At 52.4% G+C, this 26,856-nt stretch carries 19 protein-coding genes and 1 pseudogene; 7 read left to right on the top strand and 13 right to left on the bottom strand.

What is annotated here, in order from left to right; genetic code table 11:
* Positions 1 to 6: 6 nt before the first annotated feature.
* The 3 genes from P8N76_06630 to P8N76_06620 all read right to left on the bottom strand — a co-directional run bounded on the left by P8N76_06630 (position 7) and on the right by P8N76_06620 (position 2,743).
* On the bottom strand, positions 7 to 261 hold the full coding sequence (locus P8N76_06630) for a DUF3302 domain-containing protein (protein ID MDG2381332.1): 255 nt from the start codon (positions 259 to 261) through the stop codon (positions 7 to 9).
* A 139-nt stretch (positions 262 to 400) separates the two neighbouring features.
* Positions 401 to 1,828 (bottom strand): NAD(P)/FAD-dependent oxidoreductase, encoded by a 1,428-nt coding sequence (locus P8N76_06625; protein ID MDG2381331.1) that lies wholly within the window; start codon positions 1,826 to 1,828, stop codon positions 401 to 403.
* A 12-nt stretch (positions 1,829 to 1,840) separates the two neighbouring features.
* Positions 1,841 to 2,743: a prolyl oligopeptidase family serine peptidase gene (locus P8N76_06620; GenBank protein MDG2381330.1), complete on the bottom strand. Its 903-nt coding sequence runs from the start codon at positions 2,741 to 2,743 to the stop codon at positions 1,841 to 1,843.
* A 545-nt stretch (positions 2,744 to 3,288) separates the two neighbouring features.
* Here P8N76_06620 and P8N76_06615 point away from each other — a divergent pair.
* Positions 3,289 to 3,732 (top strand): annotated as a pseudogene (locus tag P8N76_06615) (Tn3 family transposase).
* Between the two features lie 412 nt (positions 3,733 to 4,144).
* On the opposite strand, the gene P8N76_06610 reads toward P8N76_06615, so the two are convergent.
* On the bottom strand, positions 4,145 to 5,746 hold the full coding sequence (locus P8N76_06610) for an FAD-dependent oxidoreductase (GenBank protein MDG2381329.1): 1,602 nt from the start codon (positions 5,744 to 5,746) through the stop codon (positions 4,145 to 4,147).
* Positions 5,747 to 6,210: 464 nt separating this feature from the next.
* Here P8N76_06610 and P8N76_06605 point away from each other — a divergent pair, with 464 nt between their 5' ends.
* Complete coding sequence (locus P8N76_06605) at positions 6,211 to 6,738, top strand: tyrosine-type recombinase/integrase (protein MDG2381328.1); 528 nt, start codon at positions 6,211 to 6,213, stop codon at positions 6,736 to 6,738.
* A 77-nt stretch (positions 6,739 to 6,815) separates the two neighbouring features.
* On the opposite strand, the gene P8N76_06600 is transcribed toward P8N76_06605, so the two are convergent.
* Positions 6,816 to 8,123: an amidase gene (locus P8N76_06600; protein MDG2381327.1), complete on the bottom strand. Its 1,308-nt coding sequence runs from the start codon at positions 8,121 to 8,123 to the stop codon at positions 6,816 to 6,818.
* Positions 8,124 to 8,523: 400 nt separating this feature from the next.
* On the opposite strand from P8N76_06600, the gene P8N76_06595 reads away from it, so the two are divergent.
* Positions 8,524 to 10,086 carry a sulfatase gene (locus tag P8N76_06595; GenBank protein ID MDG2381326.1) on the top strand — a complete coding sequence of 521 codons (1,563 nt, stop codon included), beginning with the start codon at positions 8,524 to 8,526 and terminating at the stop codon, positions 10,084 to 10,086.
* Between the two features lie 302 nt (positions 10,087 to 10,388).
* Here P8N76_06595 and P8N76_06590 read toward each other — a convergent pair whose 3' ends face one another.
* From P8N76_06590 to P8N76_06575, 4 genes are all read right to left on the bottom strand, one after another.
* The gene (locus tag P8N76_06590) at positions 10,389 to 12,245 is read right to left on the bottom strand and encodes a PEP-CTERM sorting domain-containing protein (protein MDG2381325.1); all 1,857 of its coding nucleotides are present in this window, start codon (positions 12,243 to 12,245) and stop codon (positions 10,389 to 10,391) included.
* Between the two features lie 195 nt (positions 12,246 to 12,440).
* Positions 12,441 to 12,821, bottom strand: a complete 381-nt coding sequence (locus P8N76_06585; GenBank protein ID MDG2381324.1) for a hypothetical protein — start codon at positions 12,819 to 12,821, stop codon at positions 12,441 to 12,443.
* A gap of 24 nt (positions 12,822 to 12,845) precedes the next feature.
* Complete coding sequence (locus P8N76_06580) at positions 12,846 to 13,916, bottom strand: DUF1559 domain-containing protein (GenBank protein ID MDG2381323.1); 1,071 nt, start codon at positions 13,914 to 13,916, stop codon at positions 12,846 to 12,848.
* A 288-nt stretch (positions 13,917 to 14,204) separates the two neighbouring features.
* A complete protein-coding gene (locus tag P8N76_06575; protein MDG2381322.1) occupies positions 14,205 to 15,356 on the bottom strand; it encodes a DNA-binding transcriptional regulator in 1,152 nt (383 codons plus the stop codon).
* A 232-nt stretch (positions 15,357 to 15,588) separates the two neighbouring features.
* Here P8N76_06575 and phnA point away from each other — a divergent pair, with 232 nt between their 5' ends.
* From phnA to P8N76_06555, 4 genes are all read left to right on the top strand, one after another.
* Complete coding sequence (gene phnA, locus P8N76_06570; protein MDG2381321.1) at positions 15,589 to 16,854, top strand: phosphonoacetate hydrolase; 1,266 nt, start codon at positions 15,589 to 15,591, stop codon at positions 16,852 to 16,854.
* Entirely contained in the window at positions 16,851 to 18,293 is a 1,443-nt protein-coding gene (gene phnY, locus P8N76_06565; GenBank protein MDG2381320.1) for a phosphonoacetaldehyde dehydrogenase, read from the top strand. Before phnA ends, phnY begins: the two co-directional genes overlap by 4 nt.
* Before the next feature lie 107 nt (positions 18,294 to 18,400).
* On the top strand, positions 18,401 to 19,663 hold the full coding sequence (locus P8N76_06560; protein ID MDG2381319.1) for an FAD-dependent oxidoreductase: 1,263 nt from the start codon (positions 18,401 to 18,403) through the stop codon (positions 19,661 to 19,663).
* A 1,076-nt stretch (positions 19,664 to 20,739) separates the two neighbouring features.
* Positions 20,740 to 21,606 carry a transglutaminase family protein gene (locus P8N76_06555; GenBank protein ID MDG2381318.1) on the top strand — a complete coding sequence of 289 codons (867 nt, stop codon included), beginning with the start codon at positions 20,740 to 20,742 and terminating at the stop codon, positions 21,604 to 21,606.
* A gap of 135 nt (positions 21,607 to 21,741) precedes the next feature.
* Here the strand turns inward: P8N76_06555 and P8N76_06550 are convergent, their stop codons facing one another.
* From P8N76_06550 to P8N76_06535, 4 genes are all read right to left on the bottom strand, one after another.
* On the bottom strand, positions 21,742 to 22,461 hold the full coding sequence (locus tag P8N76_06550; protein ID MDG2381317.1) for a glycine zipper domain-containing protein: 720 nt from the start codon (positions 22,459 to 22,461) through the stop codon (positions 21,742 to 21,744).
* Between the two features lie 247 nt (positions 22,462 to 22,708).
* Positions 22,709 to 23,644, bottom strand: coding sequence for a M48 family metallopeptidase (locus tag P8N76_06545; protein MDG2381316.1), 936 nt, complete (start codon positions 23,642 to 23,644; stop codon positions 22,709 to 22,711).
* A 382-nt stretch (positions 23,645 to 24,026) separates the two neighbouring features.
* Positions 24,027 to 25,838: a cytochrome c peroxidase gene (locus P8N76_06540; protein ID MDG2381315.1), complete on the bottom strand. Its 1,812-nt coding sequence runs from the start codon at positions 25,836 to 25,838 to the stop codon at positions 24,027 to 24,029.
* A 284-nt stretch (positions 25,839 to 26,122) separates the two neighbouring features.
* Entirely contained in the window at positions 26,123 to 26,854 is a 732-nt protein-coding gene (locus P8N76_06535) for a DUF2071 domain-containing protein (protein MDG2381314.1), read from the bottom strand.
* Between the last annotated feature and the right edge of the window lie 2 nt (positions 26,855 to 26,856).

Below are 26,856 nucleotides of genomic sequence, written 5' to 3'. Positions count from 1 at the left end.
GTAGGATCAGGCCTCTTTTCTCGATTCCTCGAGCTTTTCCGTTGTCTCGCATTTCGTAGATGCCCAGATGAATGCGAGTGGTAACAGGATGCCCACCGTGATCACTCCCCACCAACCGCAAACTGTGATCGCATCGGCTTGCGGGTGATTGCGGTCCCGCGCGATTTTTCCGGGCGGCATTCCCAGGATGATCAAGGCTGAAATGAAAGCCAACAAGATGACGATCAAGATGATCACCGCAAAAACGTCGAGTGCGGTCATCGGAATTCTTTAGTTTGGTCTTTACAGGAAAACGGGACGATTTCTACGGACAACTCTTGAGAGTACTTATGATTCGCTCCAGATGCTTACAGAACAATCGCGGTGATTCAAGAGGCCAAGTCATTCGATTGCGAAGATCTCAGCGGGACAATCTGGCGATCGCTGACCTAGCTGCGAAGTAACCACACATTCCGTGCACCCCACCCCCGGGCGGTGTGGATGCTGAGCAAATGAAGAGTCGTTTGTTGGGTGTCGAATAGGGATCCCAGCGTGCCACCGGTCGCGTAAACAGTTGCGTTAGATTTGCAGCACCTCCCGTAATTGCGCCCCCAACATAGTTGGGATTGAATGTTTCAAAATCTTTCGGACGCGTTACGTGTCGAGCTAGGATGATGTCTCGAAATCCAGGTGCAAAACGTTCTACTTGCCGTTCGATGCGATCTGTCATATCCAGCTGAGATCCATTTGGGACGTGGCAGTACGCGTAACCCGTGTGTTTCCCCGCAGGGGCTCGACTTGGATCTGCGTGACTTTGTTGGCAGAGAATTAAGTAGGGGGAATCGTTGTGTTTTCCGTACCAGGCATCGTGCTCCGAAGCTGCGATCTCATCGAGTGTTCCGCCGACGTGGACCGTTGTCGCGGTGGCAACTCTTGCGTCTTGCCATGGGATGGGACCGTCCAGTGCCCAATCAATCTTGAAAGCTGCCGGTCCATAATTAAACCGCCGCAGGCGTCGTTGATAACCTTTGGGTAGGTTGTTCGCAGCAATTGAAATGATCGACTTAGGTGACAAATCAAAGAGCACAACGCGTGACGCAGGGAGTTGTTCGAGGGAGTTTACTTTTTGATTGCACACAATTTGACCACCCAAGCTGGTCAGATAATTGGCGAGCGCGTCACCAATCGCCTGCGAACCGCCAGCGGCTACCGGCCAGGGTTCGATATGGCCACAAATCGCGAAAATGAGACCCAATGCAGAAGTGAACCCATAATCCAATGGTAAAATCGCATGGCCAGCACACCCGGCAAACAGAGCGCGAGTTTTTTCCTCGCGAAAAAATGTTCTGGCGAAACGACGAGCCGGCCAAGCTGCCATCGCTCCGAATTTTGCCATTTGCAGCGGACGCCTCGGACGGAGGCGTAGGGGGCCGAGTAGATCGCTCAATAATTCGTTCGGGTGTCTGAGAAGTGGTTCGAATAGCGAACGCCAGCGGTGAGCGTCCGGGCCAAACTGGTCAACCGTTTGGTCGATGCTTTTGTAGAGCAGGGCGGCAGGTTCATCATCGAGAGGATGAGCGACGGAGGCCTCGGTTTGCAGCCAGCGCAGGCCAAAGTCATGCAATGGCAATTGGCGGAAATAGGGTGAAAGGATTCCGGTGGGATGCACTCCGGAGCATTGGTCATGTAAGAACCCGGGCAGTGTCAACTCGTAGGTATGAGTTCCACCGCCTGGGCGGGGCATGGCTTCAATCACTTGAACTTCAAAGCCAGATCTTGCTAATTCGATGGCGGCCGAGAGTCCATTCGGACCCGCTCCGACCACGACCGCATCGAGTTCCTTACTCATGCTTTGTGACCGTCATTTCTTTTCGTTGCTCAACTGGGTGTCAAACCAATCTGCCAGCTTGCTCACTTCTACGGGAATCGTGAACCAAGGGTGTCCCCCACCGGGTTTGACAATCAATTCAACGGGCACATCATTTTTTTTCAGCGCTGCAACGAGTCGCTCGGATTGTTCGAGTGGAACGACGCGGTCTGCATCTCCATGGATCAGTAAAAAAGGTGGTGCCTGCGCCGTCACTTGATGGGCGGGCGAAATTGACTTTAGCCCACTTTGAATCTCTGCCTCTGTTAGTGAGTCGATACCGTCCGGGAATGCGAGTGCTCGAGCAAGTGCTCCCAAACCGTCTTGCTCCTGCGGATCAATCGGTTTGCCCTCGAACTTCAAAAAATCAGTGGGTGGGAAGAAGACTCCCGCAGCCGCGACGGGTGTTTTTTGGCGGAGAGCGACGAGTGATGCCAAGTGACCACCAGCTGATGCGCCCACAATTCCTATTCGGTCGGGATCGATCTGATATTGCTCCGACTTTGATTTGACCCACTTGATCGCTTGTTCTACGTGATCAACCATGTCAGCACAGGAAAAACGGCTGAGTGATCCTGGACGAACCGCGAATACGGTGTAACCCCGCTTACAGAAAATGTCGAAAATAAGAGCTCGCTTGTGATCACGAATCTTACCTCGATCCGAACTCCAGGCTCCACTCGCCACATCGATAATCGCCAGGCCGTTGGGATTCTGCTGCGGGGTGAAAATATCCATGGTGATTGCGACCCCATGGCTTTGCGCGAAAACGACGTCTTCTTGTTGCTGATAGGGTGAAGCAGCATTGGCCGTGATCGGTGTGACACACATCAAAAAATACAATGCGGCAAACCGTTGCTGATGAACCGTATTGAGAATGAAATGTGAGCTTTTCATATTTGCTATTCCAAATGGTTGGGGTGGGCGATCTCCACATTATCAGTGGTCGAAGACTTTCAGGCAATTGTGAATTGGGGGATTGCCCGTTTTGTATTCTCGAAATGTAATGTTTGAATTTTAGTTGGGTAGCCTGCCAAGCCGCAATGGACGAGCTATTAACAGCGTCTGACGATGCCGAATCAGAGAAAGAGGCCACCCCGTTCGCTAAGCTTCGTCTCGACCCAGGTCGTCCTAGCTTAGAAAGCGTCCTGACTGAAATCGCCAAGCTTGAACGCATCGTCACCATCGAATTGCCGCATGGGTTGTTACAGCAAACTCCAACCGCCGTGATGCAAAAGTATCGCCTTCGTGCTGCAACCGAACCGCCACGTGAGTTGCGTCGCCATTCTGAAAAGATTCGTTATACGCTCGTGGCAGCCTTCTGCTGGCAACGTCGGAAGGAAATCATCGACGGTCTGGTAGACCTGCTCATTCAAGTTGTTCATCGCATTGGCGTTCGTTCCGAACGCAAAGTGGTTAAGGCGTTGATGGAAGACCTCAATCGCTTCACGAAAGACAATCTCAAGCACCCGACGTATCAGGCACTGTTGGAACTTGGCAAAGTAAAACGGACGATGTTTCTTTGCCGATAGCTCGAATCTGAAGCTCTCAGGCAAGAGGTTCACGAGTGACTTCAGGTCGTCGAGCGATGGAACGGAACCAACGGTTTCATCTTCTTCGGCAAGGGTGGCGAGGTGGCCACCAATCGCCTTGAAGACCAAGAAATTTCGGTGCTCTCACTCCACTTGTTGCAATCGTGCATGGTCTACGTGAACACGCTGATGATTCAGAACGTGCTCTCCGAACCATCGTGGATGGCAAAGATGTCGGCCGAAGATTTCCGAGCGTTGACGCCACTCATCTACGCTCACATTAATCCTTACGGCTCATTCGAACTGGATATGGAGAAGCGGTTGCCCATCGATTTCGTGGAATTGGCGGTATGATGACCGAACGTGTGGTTGGCCGAGATATCCTTCTGTTAGAGATTTCCAGAAGGAGTGCATGACGAAGGATTCCCCGAAATTGCAGGAGGTGACGTCTTTCATCGTACACCTTTGAGCTTAGAATCGGAGGGACAGCACCGGAGTCCGGTGACTCGTTAAGGTGTTTCGGCCGATGAAGCAGGGCCGACGCAAACTCCGGACAAATTAGGCAGCTGCCTAAACTCGCCGGGCTGTCTTGTATCGTGCCCCGACTACAGCGATGCGGCCGCCGAGTGAGCGGATTTCCAAACAAGATTTGTTAATCGAAGGCAATTGAGGATAGGGCGACTTCGTCAAGACGCAATTCCCCGAGTCATCTCCAAAGTACGCGTCGGCCCTGGACGATGAAGCCGACGCGTCTTAACGTCGAAGCTTAGTCACGCGGTTTGTCCGCGTTGGCTGCAGCGTCTTGTTGGGTGTCGGACCACTCAAGCGGTATCCCGGTTTTAGCAATCATCGCCTGAATTTCTGATATTTCAATATTTTGGACGTTGACACCCGCATCTAAGGAAAGTGCAGCGGCCATACCCGAAACCTCACCAAGATGCATCCAGGTAGGTTCGAGGCGGATTGTACAAAAGGCTACCGCGCTTGCTGAAGCGCAAACAGGCACGAGCAAGTTCTCGCATTCCGAGGATTTCGGTGTGATAACCCCATAGGGGATGTCAAAGGGCACGCCTTCCTGCCAGATACGACCTTCGTTGATGTAGTGATCCTGGTCTACCGCGTACCGGGTGACATGGTGGGCATCAATGTAATGGGATCCAATATGAATCACATCTTCCTTGTCCGTGGTTGTTGTGACATCCGCCTGGGTCAGGATGAACTCGCCTTGCATGCGACGCGCTGCGCGAATGTAGAGATACCACGGCCAATGGTTGTTATCGTTCCACTCGTCATTGCAAAAGCCGTATTGAGCCATGTCTTCGCGCATCGCTGCTGGCACCCGGGGGTCGGATTTCAAAAACCAAAGCAGGCCATGCGTGTAATTGCGGTATTTCTTGTGGATGGCTTCTCGCTCCTCGAAAGATGCTTCCGCCCAAGGTGTTTGCTCGCCCGGCATGCTCAGCGAAACGATAGAGTATTGCCGGTTGTTGAGCTCACGCTTGTTGTCGGGCATCCGATACAAACCGAGGATTTGATTTATCCTGTTGATTTCACCCGAGTGAAAACTCCCTACCAGCAATTCGTATTGCCCGGGATCGTATCCTTCCGGTTTCTCGATAGGTACCTGGTTGGCGGGATCGAGGGAAAGGTTGAGCCGAACGTTATAGCAAAGCGGAACCTGACTAGCCGAAAACTCTTCCGGTGGCTTGCCCGGCATGATACCGGGCAGGAGTTTTCCATTTTCGTCGTAAGGCGAAACCTTGATCTTCTCGTCCATGTAACGGACTCCTGCCATGGACTCGTTGTAGGTGTCGCGAGATTCACGTCCCACGGTATATGAGACTCCCGCAGCTGCCATGAGGTCGCCTTCGTAAGTGGCATCAATAAAGATCATGGCCCGATAGCTGTTGCCGCCACGCGCATTCAAAGCCTTGATCTTTGATCCGTCCATCTCTACGCCTTCGATCCTTTGCTCGTATATGATTGGAATGCCTTCTTCATGAAGCATTTCCAGAAACAGCTCTTCCGCTATCTTGGATGCCCATATTCGGGCTCCCTCCGTATTCGGGTCCGTTCCGCTTCGTGCGGCAGCTTCACGGGTGAATCGCTCGGAGAATCCCCCCAATGTCCACCGGATCATGTGCTCGCCTTCATCCCGGTTCAGCCCACTGGTGCTAAGGCCGCCAACATGCTTGGTCTGTTCCAAAAGCACGACGGAAGCTCCTTCTCTTGAAGCCGCTATCGAGGCGGCAATGCCGCCAGGAGTGCCGCCGTATACAACAATTTCGTAGTCTTTTGCGTAAGAATACTGCGTGAGCAAAATTGCGATCAGAATAAATTGATTCCAAAAATTCAAAAACCTCTTCATCACCATACTTTCACCTAACTCGGTTAAAGAAAGTTACTGCCTCTCACCTGTAGTCCGCAAATGTGCCGTCTAATGCGCAGGCAGCTAATCGCGCGCGTCCCATTTTAGCAAATGGTTTTTCGTCGGGGGTCGATATTTTCTGCGTGATAGGCCGGTCCTGCCTAGCGCTCATGATGGTGGCGAGCCAGTGCGCCCGTGTGGCTGCGGATGCCGCACTCTGGGGCCGAAACGGCAACCGGCGAAGACGCGTCGGCCTGAAACTCGGACGCAGGTTAAGTCGCTTCGGTGACGGCGACCGCTGAACTTGGTGGTGGGGCGTAAGTGCACGAGGATTGACACTTCCTTTAGTTGCGAGCATGATGAATCAGCGATTGGATTAGGGTGCTAAATATTCCCGAATTTAACCGTTTTCGGGAAAGTTCCCCCCCCACGAATCCAAAGAACGCCGATGTTCGTCCGCGTGAATACCTCACAGACAAAGAAGTCACTCGGTTGATGAAGGCGCATCGAATGTTGGTCGCCACGATCATCGCGACTCGACACTGATTCTCGTAACCCACCGCCACGGGTCCCGAGTGTCGGAACTGGTTGCTCTCGACTGGAATCAGGTGGAACTCGATGGTGGTCGAATGCAGGTGAGTCGTTCTAAAGACGGCTCACCATCAGTCCACCCGATTCGCGGTCCCGAAATCAGAGCACTGCGTCGATTGAAGCGGGACTATCCAGAATCGCCCTGCGTTTTCGTCACGGAACGCAAAGGACCACTCACCGATTCAGCTGTGCGAAAGATGATTACCAGGGCGGGAAGGAATGCAGACTTCGACTTCCCAGTTCATCCGCACATGCTTCGTCACGCCACCGGCTACAAGCTTGCGAATGATGGTCACGATACATGTGCCATTCAGCAGGATGTTGGCCATAAGAACATCCAGCACACGGTTCGCTACACCGAACTGGCCTCGAACCGTTTCCAGGACTTCTGGAGGGATTAGGTGGTTAGCTAGAACTGGCAAGGCACCGATGGCACCTGATGACAGCTTCCCAGTTTGGGGCCTTGAAGCAGAAAAAATCAGGTCGTCTCGGGAATCGAATGATGCAGTCGCTTGGCAATTTCGCTTGCCATCTCTACGAGCTGTTCATCTTTGCCGAAACGTCCAACCAATTGGATTCCGTGCGGAAGATCTGAAAAGGTCGATCGAGCGGGGATGGATACCGTGGGAAGGCCGGTGTGGGTCCAAGGAAGGCTCATGATCGGATCCCCCGTGCTGTCGAGGCCTTCCGGAGCGAGATCGACGGCACCCGGAGCAATCCAGTAGTCGAGCTGATAATGATCCATGGTCTGCTCGACTTGCTGCTGGTGCACGGAGCGATTGCGGATGAGATTGCGTAGTTCTTTGTCGCTAATGTGTTGACCTGTTTCAATCAACTCGGCCGTTTTTGCTGCGTAATCATGTGAATAGCGGGCGTACCAGTCATGGTGCACGCGGGCTAGTTCACCGTTGACCAATTGGAGATGTTCTTGCCGCATTTGTTCGATGTTTTGTAGCGCAGGGCAACTCCGAATCGTTAGATGATGGCCTTGGAGACGGGCGACGAGATCGGAAAACCTTTGCAATTCCGGATTTGAGGCTTGCTCTAGGTAAGGTCCTTCAGGGATTCCAATCACGACGTCGTTTGGATTCTGTATTCGTGGGGCCGGATTCCAGTTCGCAATCAAGACACCAGCCAGTTGCGACAAAGCCGAAGTGTCGTTGCACAGCCAGCCTACATGATCCATTGTGCGAGAGTATTCCACGACGCCGCCCGTTGCAATTCGACTCCAGCTCGGCTTGAATCCCACGACCCCACAGAAAGCCGCGGGGCGAGCAATTGAACCGATTGTCTGCGTGCCAAACCCGAAGGGGAAAAAACCCTTGGAAACGGCCGCAGCTGATCCACTGCTAGACCCTCCCGGTGTGTGTGTGAATCGATGAGGGTTGCAGGTTGGCCCAGGTTGAAAGGCGGCAAACTCTGTGGTGACTGTCTTGGCAATCACGATAGCGCCGGCACGTTTCATGCGAGTCACACAATCGGCTTCTGGTCCGCTGAAAAGATTGTCTGGTAAACGACTTCCGCACTTTGTTGGGAGTCCGTCGACACGAATTATATCCTTGACGCCGATTGGTAACCCAAATAGTGCGGGGCGTGATGTTGGGTCGGGAAACCGTTCAATTAAACGAGCTACATCGGCTTCAATGCGATCGCGGTCATAGGTTGTCTCGACAATCGCATGGACGTGTGGATTTTCCGCTTCGAGCAAGTCGCAACAGATGCGAATGTAACTGGAAAGATCCTGTTTGCCTGTCCGGATTTCCTCTAATTGGTCTTTTGTGTTCATGCTTTTGCTGCCAGCTACCCAATCCTTGTATTACGTCAGTCATGTCGCCGGGCGGCTCAAGCGAAATTATCGCAACGAGCTGGTCTATTGGAATCGTTCGGATCGCGGTTCACAAGGAAGCCTGATTTTTTGAGGGAAATCTTTGTCCGGAAGGGTTGTCGTTTTATACGAGCATGACCGATCAATTGGACGATTGTTTGCCGGAAATCGCTGTGAGATAACGACTTGTCAATGCAACTTCCTGTGTCTCGCGGTCGGGAGTCGTCCGGCTTGAACGTGGAAATTGATTTTTCTGATTTGCTGAATTCAACCAATTTGATCACAACGCCTTCGAGGCATCCTGATATATTCCGATAAGTCTTCTGGAACCAATTTAGGACGCTTGTTGGAGGCCGAGGTGATGCGATCAGGAGTGGCGGTGATCTTGCTGTTAGTGGCAGTGAATGTTTTTGCTGATGAGAACGCAGCGCTTGATTTGTTGACTGACCATCAGCATTCTCAACGTAATGTTATTTTTATTTTGTGTGATGATCATCGTCGCGAAGCGTTGGGTTTTATCGGACATCCCTTCTTGGAAACTCCGCATTTGGATCGAATGGCGAGCGGTGGTGCATTCCTGAAGAATGCTTTTGTTACAACTTCTTTGTGCTCACCTAGTCGTGCCTCGATTTTGACGGGCCAATATACCCACAACCATCGAGTTACTGATAACTATCATCCTGTCTCTCCCGACAATATGTTTTTTCCTCAGTACCTTCAACGAGCTGGGTATGAAACGGCTTTCATTGGTAAATGGCACATGGGGGGAGATGATGACTCGCCGCGTCCTGGATTTGATCACTGGGTGGCTTTCAAGGGGCAAGGGACCTACTGGCCGGATGGTCATGGTACCACTCGGGTTGTCCCGCAGACTCGGTACGATGGATTTAATGTCAATGGAAAACGTGTCCCTCAGAAAGGTTATATCACTGACGAATTAACCGATTATGCGCTCGACTGGCTCAAGAAAAGAAATAGCGATCAGCCGTTTTTTCTGTATGTGTCGCACAAGGCGGTCCATTCGGATTTTGTGCCCCATGATCGTCATCGTGGTCGCTATCAAGATCAACCATGGAAACCACCGGTTACCTTTGCAGATACTCCTGAGAATCGACGTGGAAAACCCCGTTGGGCGATTAATCAACGTAATAGTCGACACGGAACCGAATACGGCTATAACCTGCCTGAATTCGATGTGGAGGCGTATTACAAGCGTTACTGTGAGTCACTGTTGGCTGTTGATGACAACGTGGGCCGCATCCTCGACCATCTTCAGGCCAAGGGGCAATTGGATTCGACGATCGTCATTTACATGGGGGACAATGGATTCGCATTCGGCGAGCATGGCTTAATTGACAAGCGTACTGCCTACGAATCTTCCATCCGCGTGCCGTTGCTGGTGCATTGTCCTGATCTAATCGAGCCAGGATTGGTGATTGAGCAAGTCGTTGCGAATATTGATATCGCACCTACACTGCTTGAGGTTGCTGGGCGAGTGACGCCGAATGCGATGGACGGAAAAAGTTTCTATCCGCTGCTGGAAGGAAAACCAATGCCTTGGCGAGACGCTCTGCTTTATGAATATTTCTGGGAGTGGAATTATCCGCAAACACCTACCGTTCACGCCGTGATCGGACAACGTTACAAGTACATACGATACCATGGCGTTTGGGATACGGATGAACTTTATGATTTGAAAAATGATCCTGACGAACGCCGTAATTTGATCCGTGATCAAAATCATCAAGAACTTGCCACGAAGCTAAAGTCGCAGTTGTTTGAGTTGCTGGCCAAGTCTTCGGGCGAGAACATGCCGTTACTTCCGGACCGTGGACGACAGTTCTATCATCGGAATCCTGAGCGGTCGAGCGAAGCTATTTTTCCACCGCATTTCTACGCGCCAATGGCCCCTGTGACTAAGTGAGCGGTGACTAAGTGAGCGGTGACCAAGTGAGCGGTGACCAAGTGAGAGATTGCACGCTGTTGCCGGTTGTTCTTCTTCTCCACGCGTGGCGAGCGCCCCGAGTGACGTTGCTGAGTTGATCAGCACGGCCGATGCGTCGGTAGAGTGGGGAGTACCAACGATCGTGATCGCTGGCTGGTGAGGGGGGGCCGCCTTTCAGACAGCATGGGTCGAAAAGAAAAGCCTGGTTGCCGTGCAAGCGACCAGGCTTTTGAGTTGACGTTTCTGGGGCTCGTATGGGATCGAGCTAAGCGAACTGCAGCTTACGTTCCCCGACGGCGACGCGCCAGTCCGATACCGAGCATACCGATCAGCAGTGTCATGATCGATGCGGGTTCGGGCACGGCAGCCGTTGCCGGATTTGGACCGCCAGGCTGTTCGCCGGCGTTGTAGCCTGCATTGCTGAAGGCTTCGACCAAGTCACCCGAATCGAATTGGCCATCGCCATTCCAATCGCCTTGGTTCCAAGTTGCCGCTTCGAGAGTTTCATATTTTGCTGCTGAGAATACGGTGACCAAGTCAGCGCTGTCAAACTGACCGTTGAGGTTAGCGTCACCCATCCAGGTGTTCTTCACGTCATTGACCCAGACCGAACGATCTGCCGTGTTGACTACACCGTCATTGTTGAGATCGTAACTGAGGTCGTTGTTGGCAATACCTTCGGATGCCTGTAGGTCTAAGTCGCCGGCATCAAGCAGGCCGTTGCCGTTGTAGTCGCCGGTGATTCCACCGCCGCCTGCAGCGCTGACTTCGATGTTGTCGATGGCCCACCACCAATCGTTTCCGGCATCGAATAAACCGAAGGTCAGCGTCATTTTCGATGCGCCCTCGGGATTGTCGATATCGACTTCGATTGTTTCATTGGTGGAGTTGTCATCTTTAAAGTCATCGCTTGCGGGATCGGATTCCCAAAGGAACAGTTCCTGCGAGGGGCCGTCGTCGAACTTGACGGAAAGGCTTCCGGTTTGTTGATAGTCGTCGTCGAATTCGGGACGCCAGCTAGAATCGAATTTCAGTTTAACGGTACCTGCTTCGACACCTTCCAGCGAGATTTCACCCGTTTCCATGAACGTGTTGTACCAACCTTCGGTTGCCGAATCGGGATGTTCTGCGTCGTCCCACTCGTCCGGGTCGGCCACTGCAACGGTTCCCTCGGCGTTGGTGAATTCTGATCGACGTTGATCCCCTGCAGCACCAATCCACCAGTTTTTGTCGGCAAAACTCCAGCCGATCCATTCCGTGACGCCGTTGAAGTCATTGTCTTCGTCTTGTCCGGGGACTTCGTCCTCGATGTTCCATCCTTCGGGACCGTCTTTCGACCAGACGTTTTCAGCCGGAACAGCTCGGCCTTCTTCGATGTTGGGACCGAGAATCAGATCTTCAAAATCTTCGGAAAAATTGCCGTAAGAGATGTCATCGACGGCCCACCACCAATGGTTTTGAGCTCGAGTGTAACCGAAGCTAAAGACGACGTTTTCGGCGCCAGCCGGTACGTCCGGGACGATCGAGATTGGTTCAGGATTGAGATCTTCCTGGAAAAACTCGCTGGCACCTTCGGATTCCCAACGCAATAATTCCACGGGATCGCCGCCATCGTAAGACGCTGTGACGGTGGCAGTTTGCGTCCCGTCAGGACGCCAACTCGTGAGGAACTCAAAAGCCTCGTTGGGGCCGCCTACGGGAATCGATGGGGTTGAGAGAAATGTGTTCATTTCACCCGGTGCGCGGAAAGCGTCGTCCCATTCATCACCGTCGGCGACGGCCGTTACAAAGCCTGCCTCGAGAGCAAAGTTGCTGCGTTCCTGGTCGCCCGCTGTCTCTGCCCACCAGATGGGATCCATGAATGTCCAGCCGGCGAATTCAACCACACCGTCAGCGTCGGTGCCGAAGCCTGGTACACCGCTGCGATCTACAACCCAACCGTCGGGACCCGTTTGTGACCAAACCTCCTCGCGTGCATCATCGTCAATGAGGCCTTCGTCGACATTCGGCCCCAGGTCAATCGACTCAAAGTCCTCGGTGTAGAGGATTGTTTGTGCCATCGTTGAGGAAACGAAGGCACAGCCCAGCGATAACGTGATCGCTAATCGAAATAGGTGCTGTTGAAATCTGCAAGTCATCGAAGTCATTCCTTCTTGAAAACGGTCTGCCAGTTGCTCGTCTCAAAGTCCAGCTGTTATTTGGCTGGAAAATACTGTGGCTCTCTCCTTGCTGCTCAACTTTTGTTGATCACTCTCTTGGCCTTCCTGCTTTTTCACCGCTCCTTTTCTTCACGTTTCGTCTCATCAGCGTCAGCTTTTGCTGACCGTTCGCTTTTATTTGTTCGCAGCCGGAGCTTCCGCATTGCGACCTTGAAATCTGCGGTCGGGCTTTTTCTTGATTTCTGATAACAGCCATTTGAGCTCCGGATGATCTGGGTCCAGTTGCATGCCAGCTTTACAGTCGGCAGTTGCCAGCTCGTCTTGACCCGCTACGGCGTGGAGCTTGGCTCGATGGTAATAGGCCCAGCCATCCGGTCGTAGTTCAATCGAAGCATTTAGCTCTGTCATGGCGGTGTCTTTGTCTCCTCGTTCCAATGCTTCTTGAGCAGCGAGGAAATGTTCAACATCGGCGCCGACGGGATCGTCTTTTTGACCGCAGCCTGTTAGCGTGGCGATCAGAAGAGCAGCCACGAACGCGGCGGATGTTTGTCTCAATTTGTTCTGCATGGATTTTGAATGTTAGCCTCTTCTGCGACCGCCGATTTTTTTGCGAGTTTGGTTGGCGGCTGCCTTGGAAATGGTTCCCATCTCGCTCCAGACCTCGGAATCAATTTCTTCTTCGACTCGTTGTACGGAGCCATCGCAGAGAACGACGTTGACGATGCCCCGATGTGCACTTGAAAAACTGATCTGTAGAGCTTGGCACTCTGCGTTCGAGGCGCCGTCACCGCACCGATTGATGATGTGCAGATTTGGACGGACTCCTGTCGAGCCGAGACACTCAGAAGAGTCGTTGTAGACGTCCGGATCATCGCCGCCGATATACCAATGATCTTTGTGGTCACCTCGGGCGGCCTCACGGGTACGCCCGATTTTTCGCTGTGCTTCAGCGTCATGAAAAGCTTCGCCGACGAGGATCGTTTTGGACTGGCCGTCGAGGATTTTTTTAAGGCGAACCGGCTTCAGTCTTTTGTCTTTATTATGACCAAACATTACACCGTCGAGCTCTTCCATACCACGCGGTCGGTTCTGGTCGACGACGATTCCCGATGCACAACCTAAATAGGAACCGGGCGCTCGCTCCATCACATGCCAATTGTCCGATGAAATATCATATTGATGTTCCGGCATCGGCACCGATGGACAGCGGTAGCTGGGGATTACGGTTTCCACCGCAATGATGTTGCGATAGGTCTTATTCTTCAGGGGACGTCGATAGGGCCCGGGATGGGCCCATTGGAAATTTCCGCCCGCGTCCTCCCCGATTGTCATCAAGTTCTTGAGATTCTCATCTTCCATGAACGGTAAAATGTAGCCTGACCACATGCTGCCCTCAGCGAGAATCACTCCTGGAGGCAGTGTGCTTCTTGTGCTCTCGTAGGTCAGGCAAGCGAGACCAATTTGCTTCAGATTATTGATGCATTGCGTTCTTCGCGCGGCTTCGCGCGCAGCGTTTACCGCCGGTAGCAGTAAGGTGACCAGGATTCCGATGATCGCGATTACGACCAGGAGTTCGATGAGTGTGAAAGCTCGCTTTTGACAGCGTCGAAAATCGAGGTGCTGATGACCGGTCATCTCCATCTTACGCATTAGTGTCATCCAATCGACAAACAGAAATATAGTGAAGTCAAACTTCTCGGGGGTAGCTTACACATCTTTTATTAAGGCGAGATGAGCTAGGCGCTAAGCCACCGAGAAGCACATCTCTGTGCCTCGATATTTCGACGCTCCGAGCTTCCGAAGGCCCGGATACGCGTATTCTGCTCCAGGTCACTATCATGTACCAGAACGACACTTTCGGCAATGAGGAAATACGCAAAGGAATTGATGATATGCACGTGAAGGGGGTGGTTTGCACGAAAGGCGAGTCAGCGAACCCTAGCGTGAGTGACGATATTGGCTCGGAGACATCCCTAATTCTCGCTGAAATGCCCGAATCATTACTTCAGGGTGATTGAAGCCTGATTGACTCGCGATTGCGGCAATTGTCCAGTCAGTCTCCACCAGCATCCGCTTGCAGTACTCCAATCGATTTCGGCGGATTTCGGCGGCGGGTGTATAGCCCAATGATTTCGAAAAACGATGTTCTAACATTCGGCGGGAAACATCAAATTGTTTTTCCAGATCAACGACTTGAATGGGTTGTTGAAAGTTGTCGCGTATGAAGGACATCGCTTCGGCGACGAGCGCATCGTCAACCGCCGCTGTATCGGAAGACTGACGCTGAACGACGCCAATCGGTGGAATCAAGATAGGTTGTTTCGGAGCCGATTCGCCCTGCATCAGTCGATCCAGCAGGGCGGCTGCCTCATAGCCCACCCGAGTTGGCGCCTGATCGAGATTCGAAAGTGGAATGGAGGCTAAGGAGGCGATGAGTGGATCATATTCCGCACAGATGATCGCCACATCATCGGGCACTTTTAAGCCTACTTCGCCGCAGATGTCGGTGATTTCTCGTCCAATCGCAGTGTTCCAAACCAAGACGGCGATCGGGGTTTGCAGTGACCTGATCCATCGCAGTAATCGCTCTCGCCGTCGATGGCGTTGGCTTTCTGTACGCGCTGCCAAGGGATTAGTTATTGAGCAAGAGTAGCCTGTCTCACGGACCACACTCACAAATACTTTGCCAAGCTGATCAGCATATCCAAGTTCTCGGATAGGGCCCACATAGCCGAAACAACGAAATCCACGTTCCAGGAAATGTTCAGCCGCCAGATTTCCACAGGCCACTTCGTCGGAGATCACCTTAGGAATAGACGGAGAATGTTTTCCTAGCCAGGAAACGTTGACTGCTGGCAATTTTCGTCGCCGAATGGATTTTGCCAGTGCGGCGTAGGTCAATCGCAAGATGACTCCGTCGCCATGCCAGTCCGTTGGCAATTGTAATTGTTCATAAAAACCACGAGGTTCGATGAAAAACTCCCAGTTGCCTTGCTCGTGAACGTAATCGGCAACACCACGCAAGACTTGTCGGCTCCAGTCACTAGCCGTTTGCACAAGCAGAGCCACTTTGTAATGTTCGTCGTCCACGGTTGGAATCGTGCGAGTGAAGGATATCTGGAATCGCAGTTCACAGACGGCTTGCAGCTGCGATGTGCAAATGATCAACTATATTGCCAACTTACCCATTGTACAAAGCGGCAGGCAATTTGATATGCGTGCTCGCCACCGCTGGCGGGTGATTTTGAGTTGTCGACGGCTTGATCAATATTCATAACGTGATTTTTTTCTGTTCGCCCACTCTTCAAATTGCGTAGGATCCATGTCTTCAACATCGTTGTCTCAATCGACCTATTCGACGCGTGAATTCTCCATCAACGGTCGCACCTATCGACCTCCTGCGCGTCCCGTTGTCGGTATTTGCATTGATGGATGTGCTGATGAGTATCTGAGTGCGTCGATGGTTCGTGGGAGAATGCCCCATGTTTCTCGAATTGCCCGAGATGGATATCGAGGCTTTGTTCGCGGCGCCCTACCCTCTTTCACCAATGTCAATAACGCAGCGATCGCCACAGGGATTGCTCCATCCAAAACGGGAATCAGCGGCAATTTTTTCCTGGATCCGGATACGGGGGAAGAGGTGATGATGAATTCCGCATCCTACTTGCGTTGTGGAACCATTTTCGCTGAGGCTGCGAAGGTTGGCCGTAAGGTTGGCGTGGTGACTGCAAAAGAAAAGCTACGTGATATCCTGTCATCGAGTCTTGAAGGGATTGCTTTTTCATCTGAACGAGCTGATGAAGCGGTTGGCGAGACGCACGGGATCGACAACGTAGAGCAGCTCGTTGGGCTGTCCAAGCCCGAAATTTACAGTGCGGACGCGAGCGTCTATGTGTTGCAGGCGGGCGTCGCTTTGCTCGAGCACAAGCTGGCTGATTTCCTTTATCTTTCGTTGACCGATTTCATGCAGCACAAATTTACACCGGAGTCGGAGCCGTCGCTGGCATTTTACGAAGCGATGGATCAGCAGATTGGTCGTCTCATGGAACTCGGTGCAGTCATCGGGATCACGGCGGATCATGGGATGAATGCCAAAAATGACGCCGACGGTCGACCCAACGTGATCTACCTCGAGAGTTTGCTCACGAAACAGTTTGGTGCTGGGCAGCAAGTTATTTGTCCAATTACGGATCCCTATGTGGTCCATCATGGTGCCTTGGGTTCATTTGTCACGGTGCACCTTTCGGATGCAGTGAAAACGGATCAAGTGGCTGCTTGGATTCTCGCGTTACCGGGAATCACGGAAGTCTACAGCCGAGAAGTGGCGGCGGAACAACTCGAGTTGCCAGCCGATCGAATCGGCGACCTTGTCGTCATGTCGGCACGCGACGTCGTTATTGGTCGGACAGTGGCCGATCATGATCTGTCGCATCTCGAAGGAGGGTTGCGATCTCACGGCGGTCGGTATGAGGAAATGGTGCCGTTTTTGATCTCCGAACCGATTGTCGATGAGTACGCGACGAAACTTGCCGGTGATCCTCGGAATTTTGATCTGTTTGAATTTACGTGTAACGGAGTCATGGCATGAGCAATGTCAGATCCCCCAGTTCTTTCTTGTCGGTTCCCGCGTATGTGGCAGGCAAAGCCGTTCAGAGTGATTCAAAGCTTGAGGTGCACAACCCCTACGACGGCAGTCTGGTGGGTGACATCCCCATGCTTGCTCAGCAGCATTTGGAGGAAGCCATTTGTGCGATGCTCTCCTTTTCATCGGAGCTGACGCGTTACCAGCGATCGGAGATTCTCGATCAGGCCCGACGTCTGTTGAAAGAACGGGCTGGTGAATTTGCTGACCTTATTCGACTTGAATCGGGTTTGTGTATGCGAGAGACGCATTACGAAGTGGGGCGTGCGCAAGATGTCTTACAGTTTGCCGCGATGGAAGCGTTGAAAGATGACGGGCAGGTTTTTTCTTGTGATGTTTCACCGCAGGGCAAGCCTCGTAAAATATTCACCACCCGCGAGCCGTTGCAATTGATGGCTGCGATCACTCCCTTTAATCATCCCTTAAATCAAGTTGCTCACAAGCTGGCTCCTGCAATTGCCGCTGGAGTTCCCGTTATTTTAAAGCCTTCCGAAAAGACGCCCCTCACCGCGGTGAAGTTTGCTGAATTGCTCTACGAGGCCGGTTTGCCAGGGCCGATGCTGAGCGTCATGTTAGGGCCAATTGACGATTTTGTTACACCGATGATTCGTGACGAACGTGTTGAACTCGTTAGCTTTACCGGCAGTGCTGCGATTGGTAAGCAGATTGCAGCGACGGCTGGTTACAAAAAATTATGTTTGGAATTGGGGGGTAATTCACCCTTGCTGATTCTGGATGATGCGGATCTTGAATTGGCAGTGACTCTGGCCGCCGAAGGTTGCTTCCGGAATTCGGGGCAACGTTGTACAGCTGTTAAGCGATTACTTGTTGATGAAGCGATCCTGGAAGAGTTTACAGGCCGTTTTGTCGAGAGAGCAAAAGAATACCTGTGCGGTGATCCGGCGGATGGTGAGACGCGAGTCGGAACCGTGATTGATGAGCAAGCGGCGATCGTGCTCGAACAACGGGTTGACGATGCGGTTGCAGCCGGAGCTCAAGTGCTGCTCGGTGGTGGGCGCCAGGGCGCTCAATTGCAACCGACGGTGATTGCCGACGTGCCACGTGATGCTGACATGGTCGTGCAGGAGTCCTTTGGGCCACTTGCGCCGATTATGGCGGTCAAGAATTTAGACGATGCGATTGAATTGGCGAATGCGACCGCCTTTGGGCTTTCAAGCGGTGTTGTCACGCAGGATATGGGCAAAGCGATCAAGGCCATTAAAGGGATTCGCACCGGCACCGTGAACGTGAATCAGGTGCCCGGCTACCGCATCGAATGCTCGCCGTTCGGTGGGCTGAAGGATTCGGGATTGGGCATCAAAGAAGGGGTCATCGAAGCCATGAAATTCATGACCAATGTGAAAACATTTTCGCTGCCCTGGTAGAATGCTCGGGACCGAGCTGTCATCGAGTCATGTCGCTGTAAGGCCGTACACCGTAAGTCGCTGTTCGCTTCGCACCGCGACCTTGGGCAAGATGAGGAGGACCCTGGATGGGTACGAAAAATGTCGTGGTGATTGGAGGTGGGATTTGGGGGCTCAGCACGGCCTACCATTTGGCAAGCTCGCGACAGGTGGGATCCGTGCTGTTGCTGGAACGCAATCACGAGTTGGCCGATGAGACGACACGGCAAGCAGCAGGCCAAGTTGGCCAGCTGCGCGGCACACGACTCATGGCTGAGGGAGTTGGCTATACGCTCGAATTGCTTTCGAACTTTCAGCAGCAGACGGGGCATGACCCCGGTTTTTTTCGATCCGGTAGTCTCCATCTAGCGCTGAATCAGCAACGGTTGGCTGCTTTTGTTTCACAAATGCCTCAGGCGGCGAAACTCGGAATCGATGTGCGACTTGCGTCCGACCGTTTGATCTCACAAATCGCGCCGTCGATCGATCAATCTCAAATCGAAGGTGCGATTTATCTGCCAAACGACGGATATGTGGAATCAGTCCAATGTGCAAAGGCGTTTGCGGCTGCCGCAAAAGATTGTGGTGCCGAGATACGACTTGGTACCGAAGTCACAGGATTTGAAATCCGCGACCAGCAATTAATCGCTGTTCTTACAAATCAAGGTGAAATCGAAACGTCTGCTGCAGTGATTACTGCCGGACCTTGGACTCGCGCGGTGGCGGAACTTGCCGCCTTTTCGGTGCCCATCCAGCCAATTCGGCTTCAGCAAGCGCGAACGGTTGTCGACCCAGAAATGCCCGCGGAACATCCGGTCGTGCGAATACCGGATCGAAGCTGTTACTTGCGGCCGGAAAAGGGCGGCTACCTCTACGGTTTTTTTGATCCCGATCCTCTCGCGATCCAGCTTTCGTCCCAGCCTGCTGGATTCCGCACGAAAAATATTGAGCCCCCTCTCGAGTTAATGGAGGAAGCACGGCAGCGACTTGAGGATCTATTTCCACGCTTGGCCGATCTAGTGATCGAGGAATATCGCCAAGGTATGGTGACCTGTACTCCCGACAGTCAGTACGTCGTGGGACCCGTCTTAAGTGTGAAGGGAATCTGGGTGGGCTCCGGCTGTGGTGCCATGGGAGTCGCCGGATCTGCTGCGGTGGGGCGTTGGTTGAGTCGCTGGATTATCGAAGGTGATCCCGGGCAAGATCTGACTGCACTTCGGCCCGATCGGTTTGGCGATTACGGTCGAGATTCCAAATGGATTACCGACCAGGCCCGAAAAGCCTGCGCGAATTACTACAGTCTCTCAAAAGGTCGTACCTACACGAATTTAGCTGAACAATCGGATCGCTGAACAAGCATTGGGGTGCCGCTTCTTGATCGGCTTCGGTGGCCTGGATCAGGTGTAGTAAATCGTCCGAATGGCCATCACAATGATTGCACCCAGTACCCAGCATGGGACTTTGCAAAGAGATACTTTTGTAACCTGTTGACAGTGGTTGCACCAAAATGTTCGCCGCAAGAAGTCAGCAAACTCGACCTCTACCCAGCGACGACATCGAGCACAATAAGCCATAACGTTTCCTCACTCATGAAAGACACCCGCTGTCAAAACATAGCTTATTCTGTACCCAGCTGTTTGGATTGAGCTGAGTTTGATGCGGCAATCAGTTGCGGTTCTGTTCCTGTGCCAGATCGGCGTGTGTCAGAAACTCCCCGTCCCTTGAAATGGTAAGTTTACGTTTTTCCACGCAAGGCTTTGTCAAGTCAAAGGGTACGAAAAACGTCTCGTTTGCTCCACGCGTTGAGTTTTCAGAACAGTTGATCAACACGCCAAAGATTGCGGGACCCGATCACCTCGATCGACTGTGTCTGGAGTGATCGAATCAGTGGATCAAACTTTGAGTTCTTGGCAGTTTGGGTAGCAGTTCGCGCTCATGAAAGGTTGGATTTCGTCACGGATGGCCTCAACCTTGCCATCATCGTCTGTCGCGATTTGAGCAGCGAAGCTGTTTATTCTATGGGGTCAACAAGTTACTTGGCCAGCTGCCAAATGGGCTGCTCGATGAGCCAGCAGTAACTGCTGGAAAGTTGGCAAGTCGGTTAGCGGCTCATAGGTCTCCAGTTCTCTTTTTATTGCTGCATCTGCAGGGGCAAAACGATGTTCCAGTTTATATGATTCGATCCGGCACAGTCTTTGCTACGGTCGGTCTGCGGAATTCCTCACTCGTTGGAGCAGGTTCTTTAGTTCGGCAATGAATCAGAGATGTTTTCAAGAAAAAACTTTTTGCTCGGCCTTGGTTGGGTCTGTGAACGTTCTCCGCCAGCCTGGCTCGGTGGGGTGTTTATGAGAACGGATAGGTAGGTTCGCGTTGTAGGTTTGGCCGCTCGCATTGCGTCCTGTTTTTACTTTTGGCTACGGGATCAATTGTGTTTTTTTACATCAAGCATCACCATCGTCTTAAATTTGACAGTCCCGTATTCTGTGAACCGTCGATTCTGCGGTTACATCCGCAAAGTCGTTTGGGCGTTCGGATCCATGAAGTGAGGCTTCATTTGCAACCGGAAATCGGCGAGCTGTTTCTGCAGCAGGATGTGGATGGTAATGCGTGCTGGAAGATCGTCTTTTCTGAGATTAGCTCAGTCGTTTCGGTGACTTCGACGTCTTGCGTCGAAGTATGGCGAGAAAATCAAGCGGCGTCTCTGCAACCCACAGCCGTGCCATTTTCACTTCAATATCGCGATTCCGAGGCAGAGCGCGTGGCTCATTATGCGTCGCCAGTCTATCCGTCGGAAGTGATCAAAGATCTTGCCGATAACGTTCGAGGCAAAAGCGACGGAACCATGGGGGGCCTGATTAGCGATTTGTTGAGTTGTTTTTCAACCGGTTTTTGCTGGAGTCAGGAGAATACTCATCAACAAGTGATTCCCGAAAAATGGATTGATCGAGTAGGTGGCAGTGTCATTGACGGAGCAGTCGCATTTGCTGAAACGACACGTGCCATGAATTTGCCTGCTCGTGTGGTACAGGGGTATCGAGCCGGTTTTGCGGATGAGATGGAAGCAAGCCTGGCGGCCTGGGTAGAATTGTATTTACCGGATAGCGGGTGGCTTGGTTTCGATCCGGAAATCGGCCAACCTGTTGACGAGACCTACATCGCAACCGCGTGTTCCAAGACTGCGTTGGGTTGGGCGTTGATGAGCGGCAAGTATCGAGGTCACTGCAGGTCGCCGCGGATCAACACGCGAATTTTCATTCGGCAAGCGGCCGAATCACCTCTCGCTCGCTCCTGGTGACAATCGAGGCTTCTGGCAGCCTCGATTGATGCAACATTTGTCTGTCGCAATTGAGCCTATGGAGTCGAATGGACCGTTTTTTGAATTGTGTGTCAGCTCTACAGTGGAGGCTTGTGCACGCGGCGGTTATCGACGCTAAAACCCGATGTGAAAATGAGTTCGCGCGTGGTGGCGATGTCGATGCACATCGTGGTAGTATCCGTGCCGATAATATCCGTGCCGATAGTATCCGTGGCGGTGATAACGCCCCGGTGTGATAATTACGGCACTGGGGACTGGTTCTGCAATGATCGTGTTGGGGGCGGGAGTGACGATCCTTTCGGCCGGAGACTGATTTTGTGCTGCGACAAGCACATGGTCGCTTACTCCGTTTTTCTTCAATTCGATCAGCCCCTTGGGGCTTAAGTCGACTCGTGTACCGCGCGTCTGGATTGCGCTGATGATCACCTCGTCGCTCAATCCAGCCTGTGTCAGGCGAATCAAATCAAAGTTAGTGATCGCCCTTGCGTTTGCACGTTGGTTGGCGTTGGCGACGGCAGTGGAATCTCTCATCGCCCGATAGCTGTCGGCTCGATCTTTACTTTGGCCGATTAAATTGCCCGTCAGAGCGCCGACGCCAGCGCCGATCAACGCACCTTCACCTCGATCCTTTTTCCCGCCAATGATCGCCCCCGTGATGGCACCAAACGCGCCGCCCACGACGGTTCCTTCGAGCGTATCGTTGCGATAGTAATCGGGCGCTGGGACATAGCGATATTGAGCGTTGGACAAGCCGACTGTATTGCAGAGGATGATGATCGCCAAGCCGGAAATGACAGCTCTCGAATCCACGCTAGCAGAACCAAAAAACAACATGCTTGCTCTCCTTTCCCAGGCTCATTTTCGAGTCAGCATCCGGTTGGGGGGTGGCGTCAGGGAAACCCTTGCGTTTTTCGACGCGACGACCCCATCGTCCGTTATCGACAAACGGTGAATCTGTACGCGAGTTATTGCTGGGATTTCGTCCGATCTCTGGCTGGTAGCGAGGTGGTGAGCCAGCCTCATCCGTTTTTTGCTGTCGGTTTTACTCGCGTTTCCACGCTTGGCCAATCGGCTGGGAGGGCTATTCGTCAAATTCACGTTTCGTACGCGGTATCCGTTCACGCAAGTTTTCGATGCCGACGTAGTATTTCGCCTCGGGAGTCTGGGTTTTTAATTGATTTGCCTGTTGGGTAATCGCTTGGAACCGATCAGCGTGGATTGGATGGCTGCGTAAGAAGCTTGGTTTCAAATTCGCTTGGCCCGCATCCCGCTGCTGAAGTCGCTGAAAGAGTCGCGCGAGTTGCATCGGTTCGTAACCGAGTTGCCACGCCCATTTCGCACCATCTGCGTCAGCTTCACTTTCTTCGTGGGGTCGAAAGGGGCGCATGAACGATCTCGCCATCATGTTGCTGGCAGACATCATCCGTTCCAGTGATGGTTGAGTGAACGATCGTTGTGCGAACTTCCATCGTTTTAACATCTGCAATTGATGGGCTCTGTCGATATGAGAGAGTTCATGTCCGAGTACTCCGACCAGGGCAGCTTCACTTTCGCAGAAATCGATGAGTCCGCGGCCGACTGCAATTGAGCCGCCAGGAAAGCTTTTCGCATCGGTATCGTCCGTGTCAATCACGTAGATAGTTATCTTGCGATAGCGACGCGAATTCTTCATGAAGGGCTTTAGTTGCTTGACAAGGTGTTGAAGATAAGCGACTTCTCGGCCATCATTTCGGATGGAAATGCCCCGTTGCTTGATCTGTCTTAAGAAGGCTTGCAACACCTCTCTGCCCACTTGATTTTCTTCTTGTCTTGAAATCTTGATGTTTGCAATGGCTTGGCGATTCGCATCATCTTCTTCGCCAAAAAAACGGTCGAGTAATTGGAGCGGGTCGGCGATTTGCGGTGGCTTTTGCGCTTGAGCACCTTGCCCCCAACCGATTTGCGGCGCTTGGATCACTACGATTGCTGCAAGGGCTGCCCTGATCGCAGGCTGGAAATAACTAAGTTTGCTCACCATGCCCTCGTTGTCCTATTGTCGAACGGGTTGGAATCATGGTTGCATTCTAAACCGTCGAACGCTTTGGGGATTCGAAGAGTTGCCAAATATTTTACCAGCCGACTCCAAAGGAGGCGCGAAGATGGTGTGCTGGGAGGCAACAAGGCGCAGGCGGGCGGAAATACAAGTGTTGCCTTCGACTCCGCCTGGGCAGATGCCGACTTCTCAAGTAAAAACAGCAGGGGAAATGGTTCATTTGAATCGCTGTTTTGGCCACCCGCTCTGACCTCTGCACTTTTCAGCAGCCCCATCATTCGTGGCGTGAAACGTCGCGCCAGATTTGGCCTGATCCCCACCAACTTGAGTTCGACCGAGATGAGGGAGGGTGCTCGACCCAATCGTCTCATTTGCGAGTTTTCAAGGGGGCCACACGGCGCCGCATGGTTACGATGCCAAACGCAATGACGAGCATGGTGATTGAGGATGGTTCGGGTACCAATGTGACTTCGGCCGGCCAGAGTATGGGTAGACCATGGATTCGATAGGCGGCTGTGAAATGATGGTCGATTGCAGACTTGGATAGCCCTGCCGGTAATAACGAATCCAGGCTGTCTCCAGCACCCAACAGGAATAGTGGCTCGGTTCGATAATCGATGAAAGACTGCGAGTCAGTTTTATTGCTCAAGACGATATCCAGGTCCTCGGACCATTCCGCACCGTCTCGGTTGAACTCGAATCCAGCCACCAAGCCTTCTTCGTTCTCGCTAATACGGAGAAATAATGCATCGACTGTTAAATCTTCTGGGCCCTGCAGGATGAGTTGACCGTCTTTAGGATCGTAAGTTATTTGCAGGTCACCTGATGCAATTCGGTCGACTTCCAATCCACTGGGGACCGATTTGGGAGTCGAGTGAACGAGTTCATCGATCGATGGACTCGTCAGCGAAAAAAGATATGCCAATAAGTCTTGGAGATTATCGTCCGTCAAGACCTGATCACTTGGCAAGAGTGGCGACAAGTGCTTGGAGATGCTGGCGATGACATCATCGTCGAGCTGAACTGTGCCGCGTAGCCCTTCTGGCAACTGACTTGTGTCGTAGTTTGCTAGATATTCGTCGGGATCAAATTTTTGACGAATGACATCTTCCAGGCTACTGAATCCGCCGTTGTGCATCCACGGGCCGGTGAGTACGACGTTGCGTAGAGGTGGGGTTCGGAAAGCAAACGTGTCTTCTGATTCACCCGTCTCGAGAAAACGGCCAGGATCAAGCTCCGAGATTGGATCTTTACCGGGGCCGAGTTGTGGTACGCCCATGTTGTGGTGCTTCTGATCCGTCATCAGACTTCCTGAATGACAGGAGGAGCAATTTCCACCATGAAAGAATCTTGCTCCGCGTTTCGCCGAATCGGTGATGGCGTTATCTTCGCCACTCAGGTATCGGTCCCAAGCTGTATCGTTCGCGGTGAATGACTGTTCTTCGTAGGTCGCAATCGCGATTGCTGCGTGTTCGAATCCAAGTTGGTCTGTCGGAATTGTGGGAAATGCGGTCTTAAATGCTTGCTTGTACTCTGGGATCTCTAGAAGTCGATTGATCAGGCTTTCCCAAATGCCGGGCAGATCGTTGTCGGCAAGTAGGCCCACTTCATTGACGTTGCCGTGAACGTCCAAGTCTCCGGCCTTTCCACGCATTTCAGCACGGGAAGTTACAGGGAACATCGCTTGGACTGAAAGGATATCGTCCATCCCTGCCGGTAAGTTTGCACCCGCCGGTGATGTGAGATGTCCGTCAAGTTTCGAGATTCGACTGTCCCAAAACATGCTTGTCCACCTCGAATCACTTCGTTGGAACAGTTCGGGCGCGTTGCGTGGCACCACTTGACGGTTTTTATCGCGTGTGCGATTCGGTCCTAGTCCCTCACCGCCTACGCCGGAAGGTAATGGGCGTGAGTCCCCCGATCCCAGAGATGGATGGTGGCAGGATGCACATGAGGTATCTCGATTTCCACTCAGTTCACGATCGAAGAACAGCGACTTGCCGAGCTCGTGTAGGTTTGAGTCGGTCGGACTTACCGGATCCAGAAGAGTAACACCTTGAGTTGCGAGTTGCTGACGAAATGCTACGTCTTGTTCGTGAGCACTGGCGGTTGAGACAAGCACGACGGTTACAAGGAAGAAAAAAAATTGGTTTTGACGATTGGATATCAGTTTACGCAAGCGCCTCTTGATGAACAAACGACATCGTTCTGCCGGTAAAACATGATGACCATTGATCGAAGAAGAGGATTGTTTGAATCGCATCTCTCGTGCCCTTCCCCCCGTTTGTTTGCGAAGCTTGGGGTCTTGGGTGTTTTGGTGGCGTTGTTCTGACAGCTTAGTTGAGCCATCGAAGGGCTAAACCGACCTCGGACATGCGAATTTTCAGGTTCTGTCCAGCGGCTGGCCGACGTTTCGACAACTAACTGTGAACGACATTTCTCTCGAGAGCGGGCGTTCCCGGATCATTTTGGAGAAGGGCACACGCGACGCAGATCAAAAATTTCCACGTCGACACCCGATGCGAAGTGTGCGATTGGGGGGCGACTGGATTCAGTTGGGAGACCAACTGACTCGAACAGGCCACTGTCCAGCTCCAGCACTTCAGCAGTTTGTGCTGGATAAGGTTGGTGATGGACTTGGCCGAGATACAACTGTCGTTGCCGTTCGACAAACAAGAGATATCGTTCGAGAAAGAAGAATTCCAGCGTCCCAGGTTCTGAGGGGCCCAGGGGTGGCCCCAACCGATATTTTACTCGATGGTGTGCGTTCGAACCGTACCGATTTGATTCGTAAAGGAACGAATCTCCTGTTGGTTTCAATTGCATGTTAGCGCGAAAATAGGGCAGACCCCAGAACTGTCTTGCAGCCCACACGGCGAGGGATGAAGCTGCATCGAGTGAAAAAAAATAGACCCCTGGCTGATTTTCGCGATAGACGTAGGTGCGAACGTTCAGTTCCAGGAACGTGAATGCGAGTGGGGAGGGTAACCATCGCGTTCGGACTCCCTCCATCTTGAAAGGAACCACACCAACGTAGGCTACCCCCTCGTGGAGGTCCAGTTCTAAGCTTTTTGGTACGAGGGGGCGAAGAACTGCGGTTGGCACGGGCCAATGCAAAAACAAGAGATCTCGCCATTTTTGCCAGCCAGCCGGTTTTTGTGCAGGACGAACGGTTGGGGAGATGCGATCAATCACGC

The organism is Pirellulaceae bacterium (assembly GCA_029243025.1).
In the GTDB taxonomy this organism is placed as follows: Bacteria; Planctomycetota; Planctomycetia; order Pirellulales; family Pirellulaceae.
Note: the sequence above shows the minus strand (reverse complement) of the source record. Positions and strands in the feature narration are given on the sequence as shown.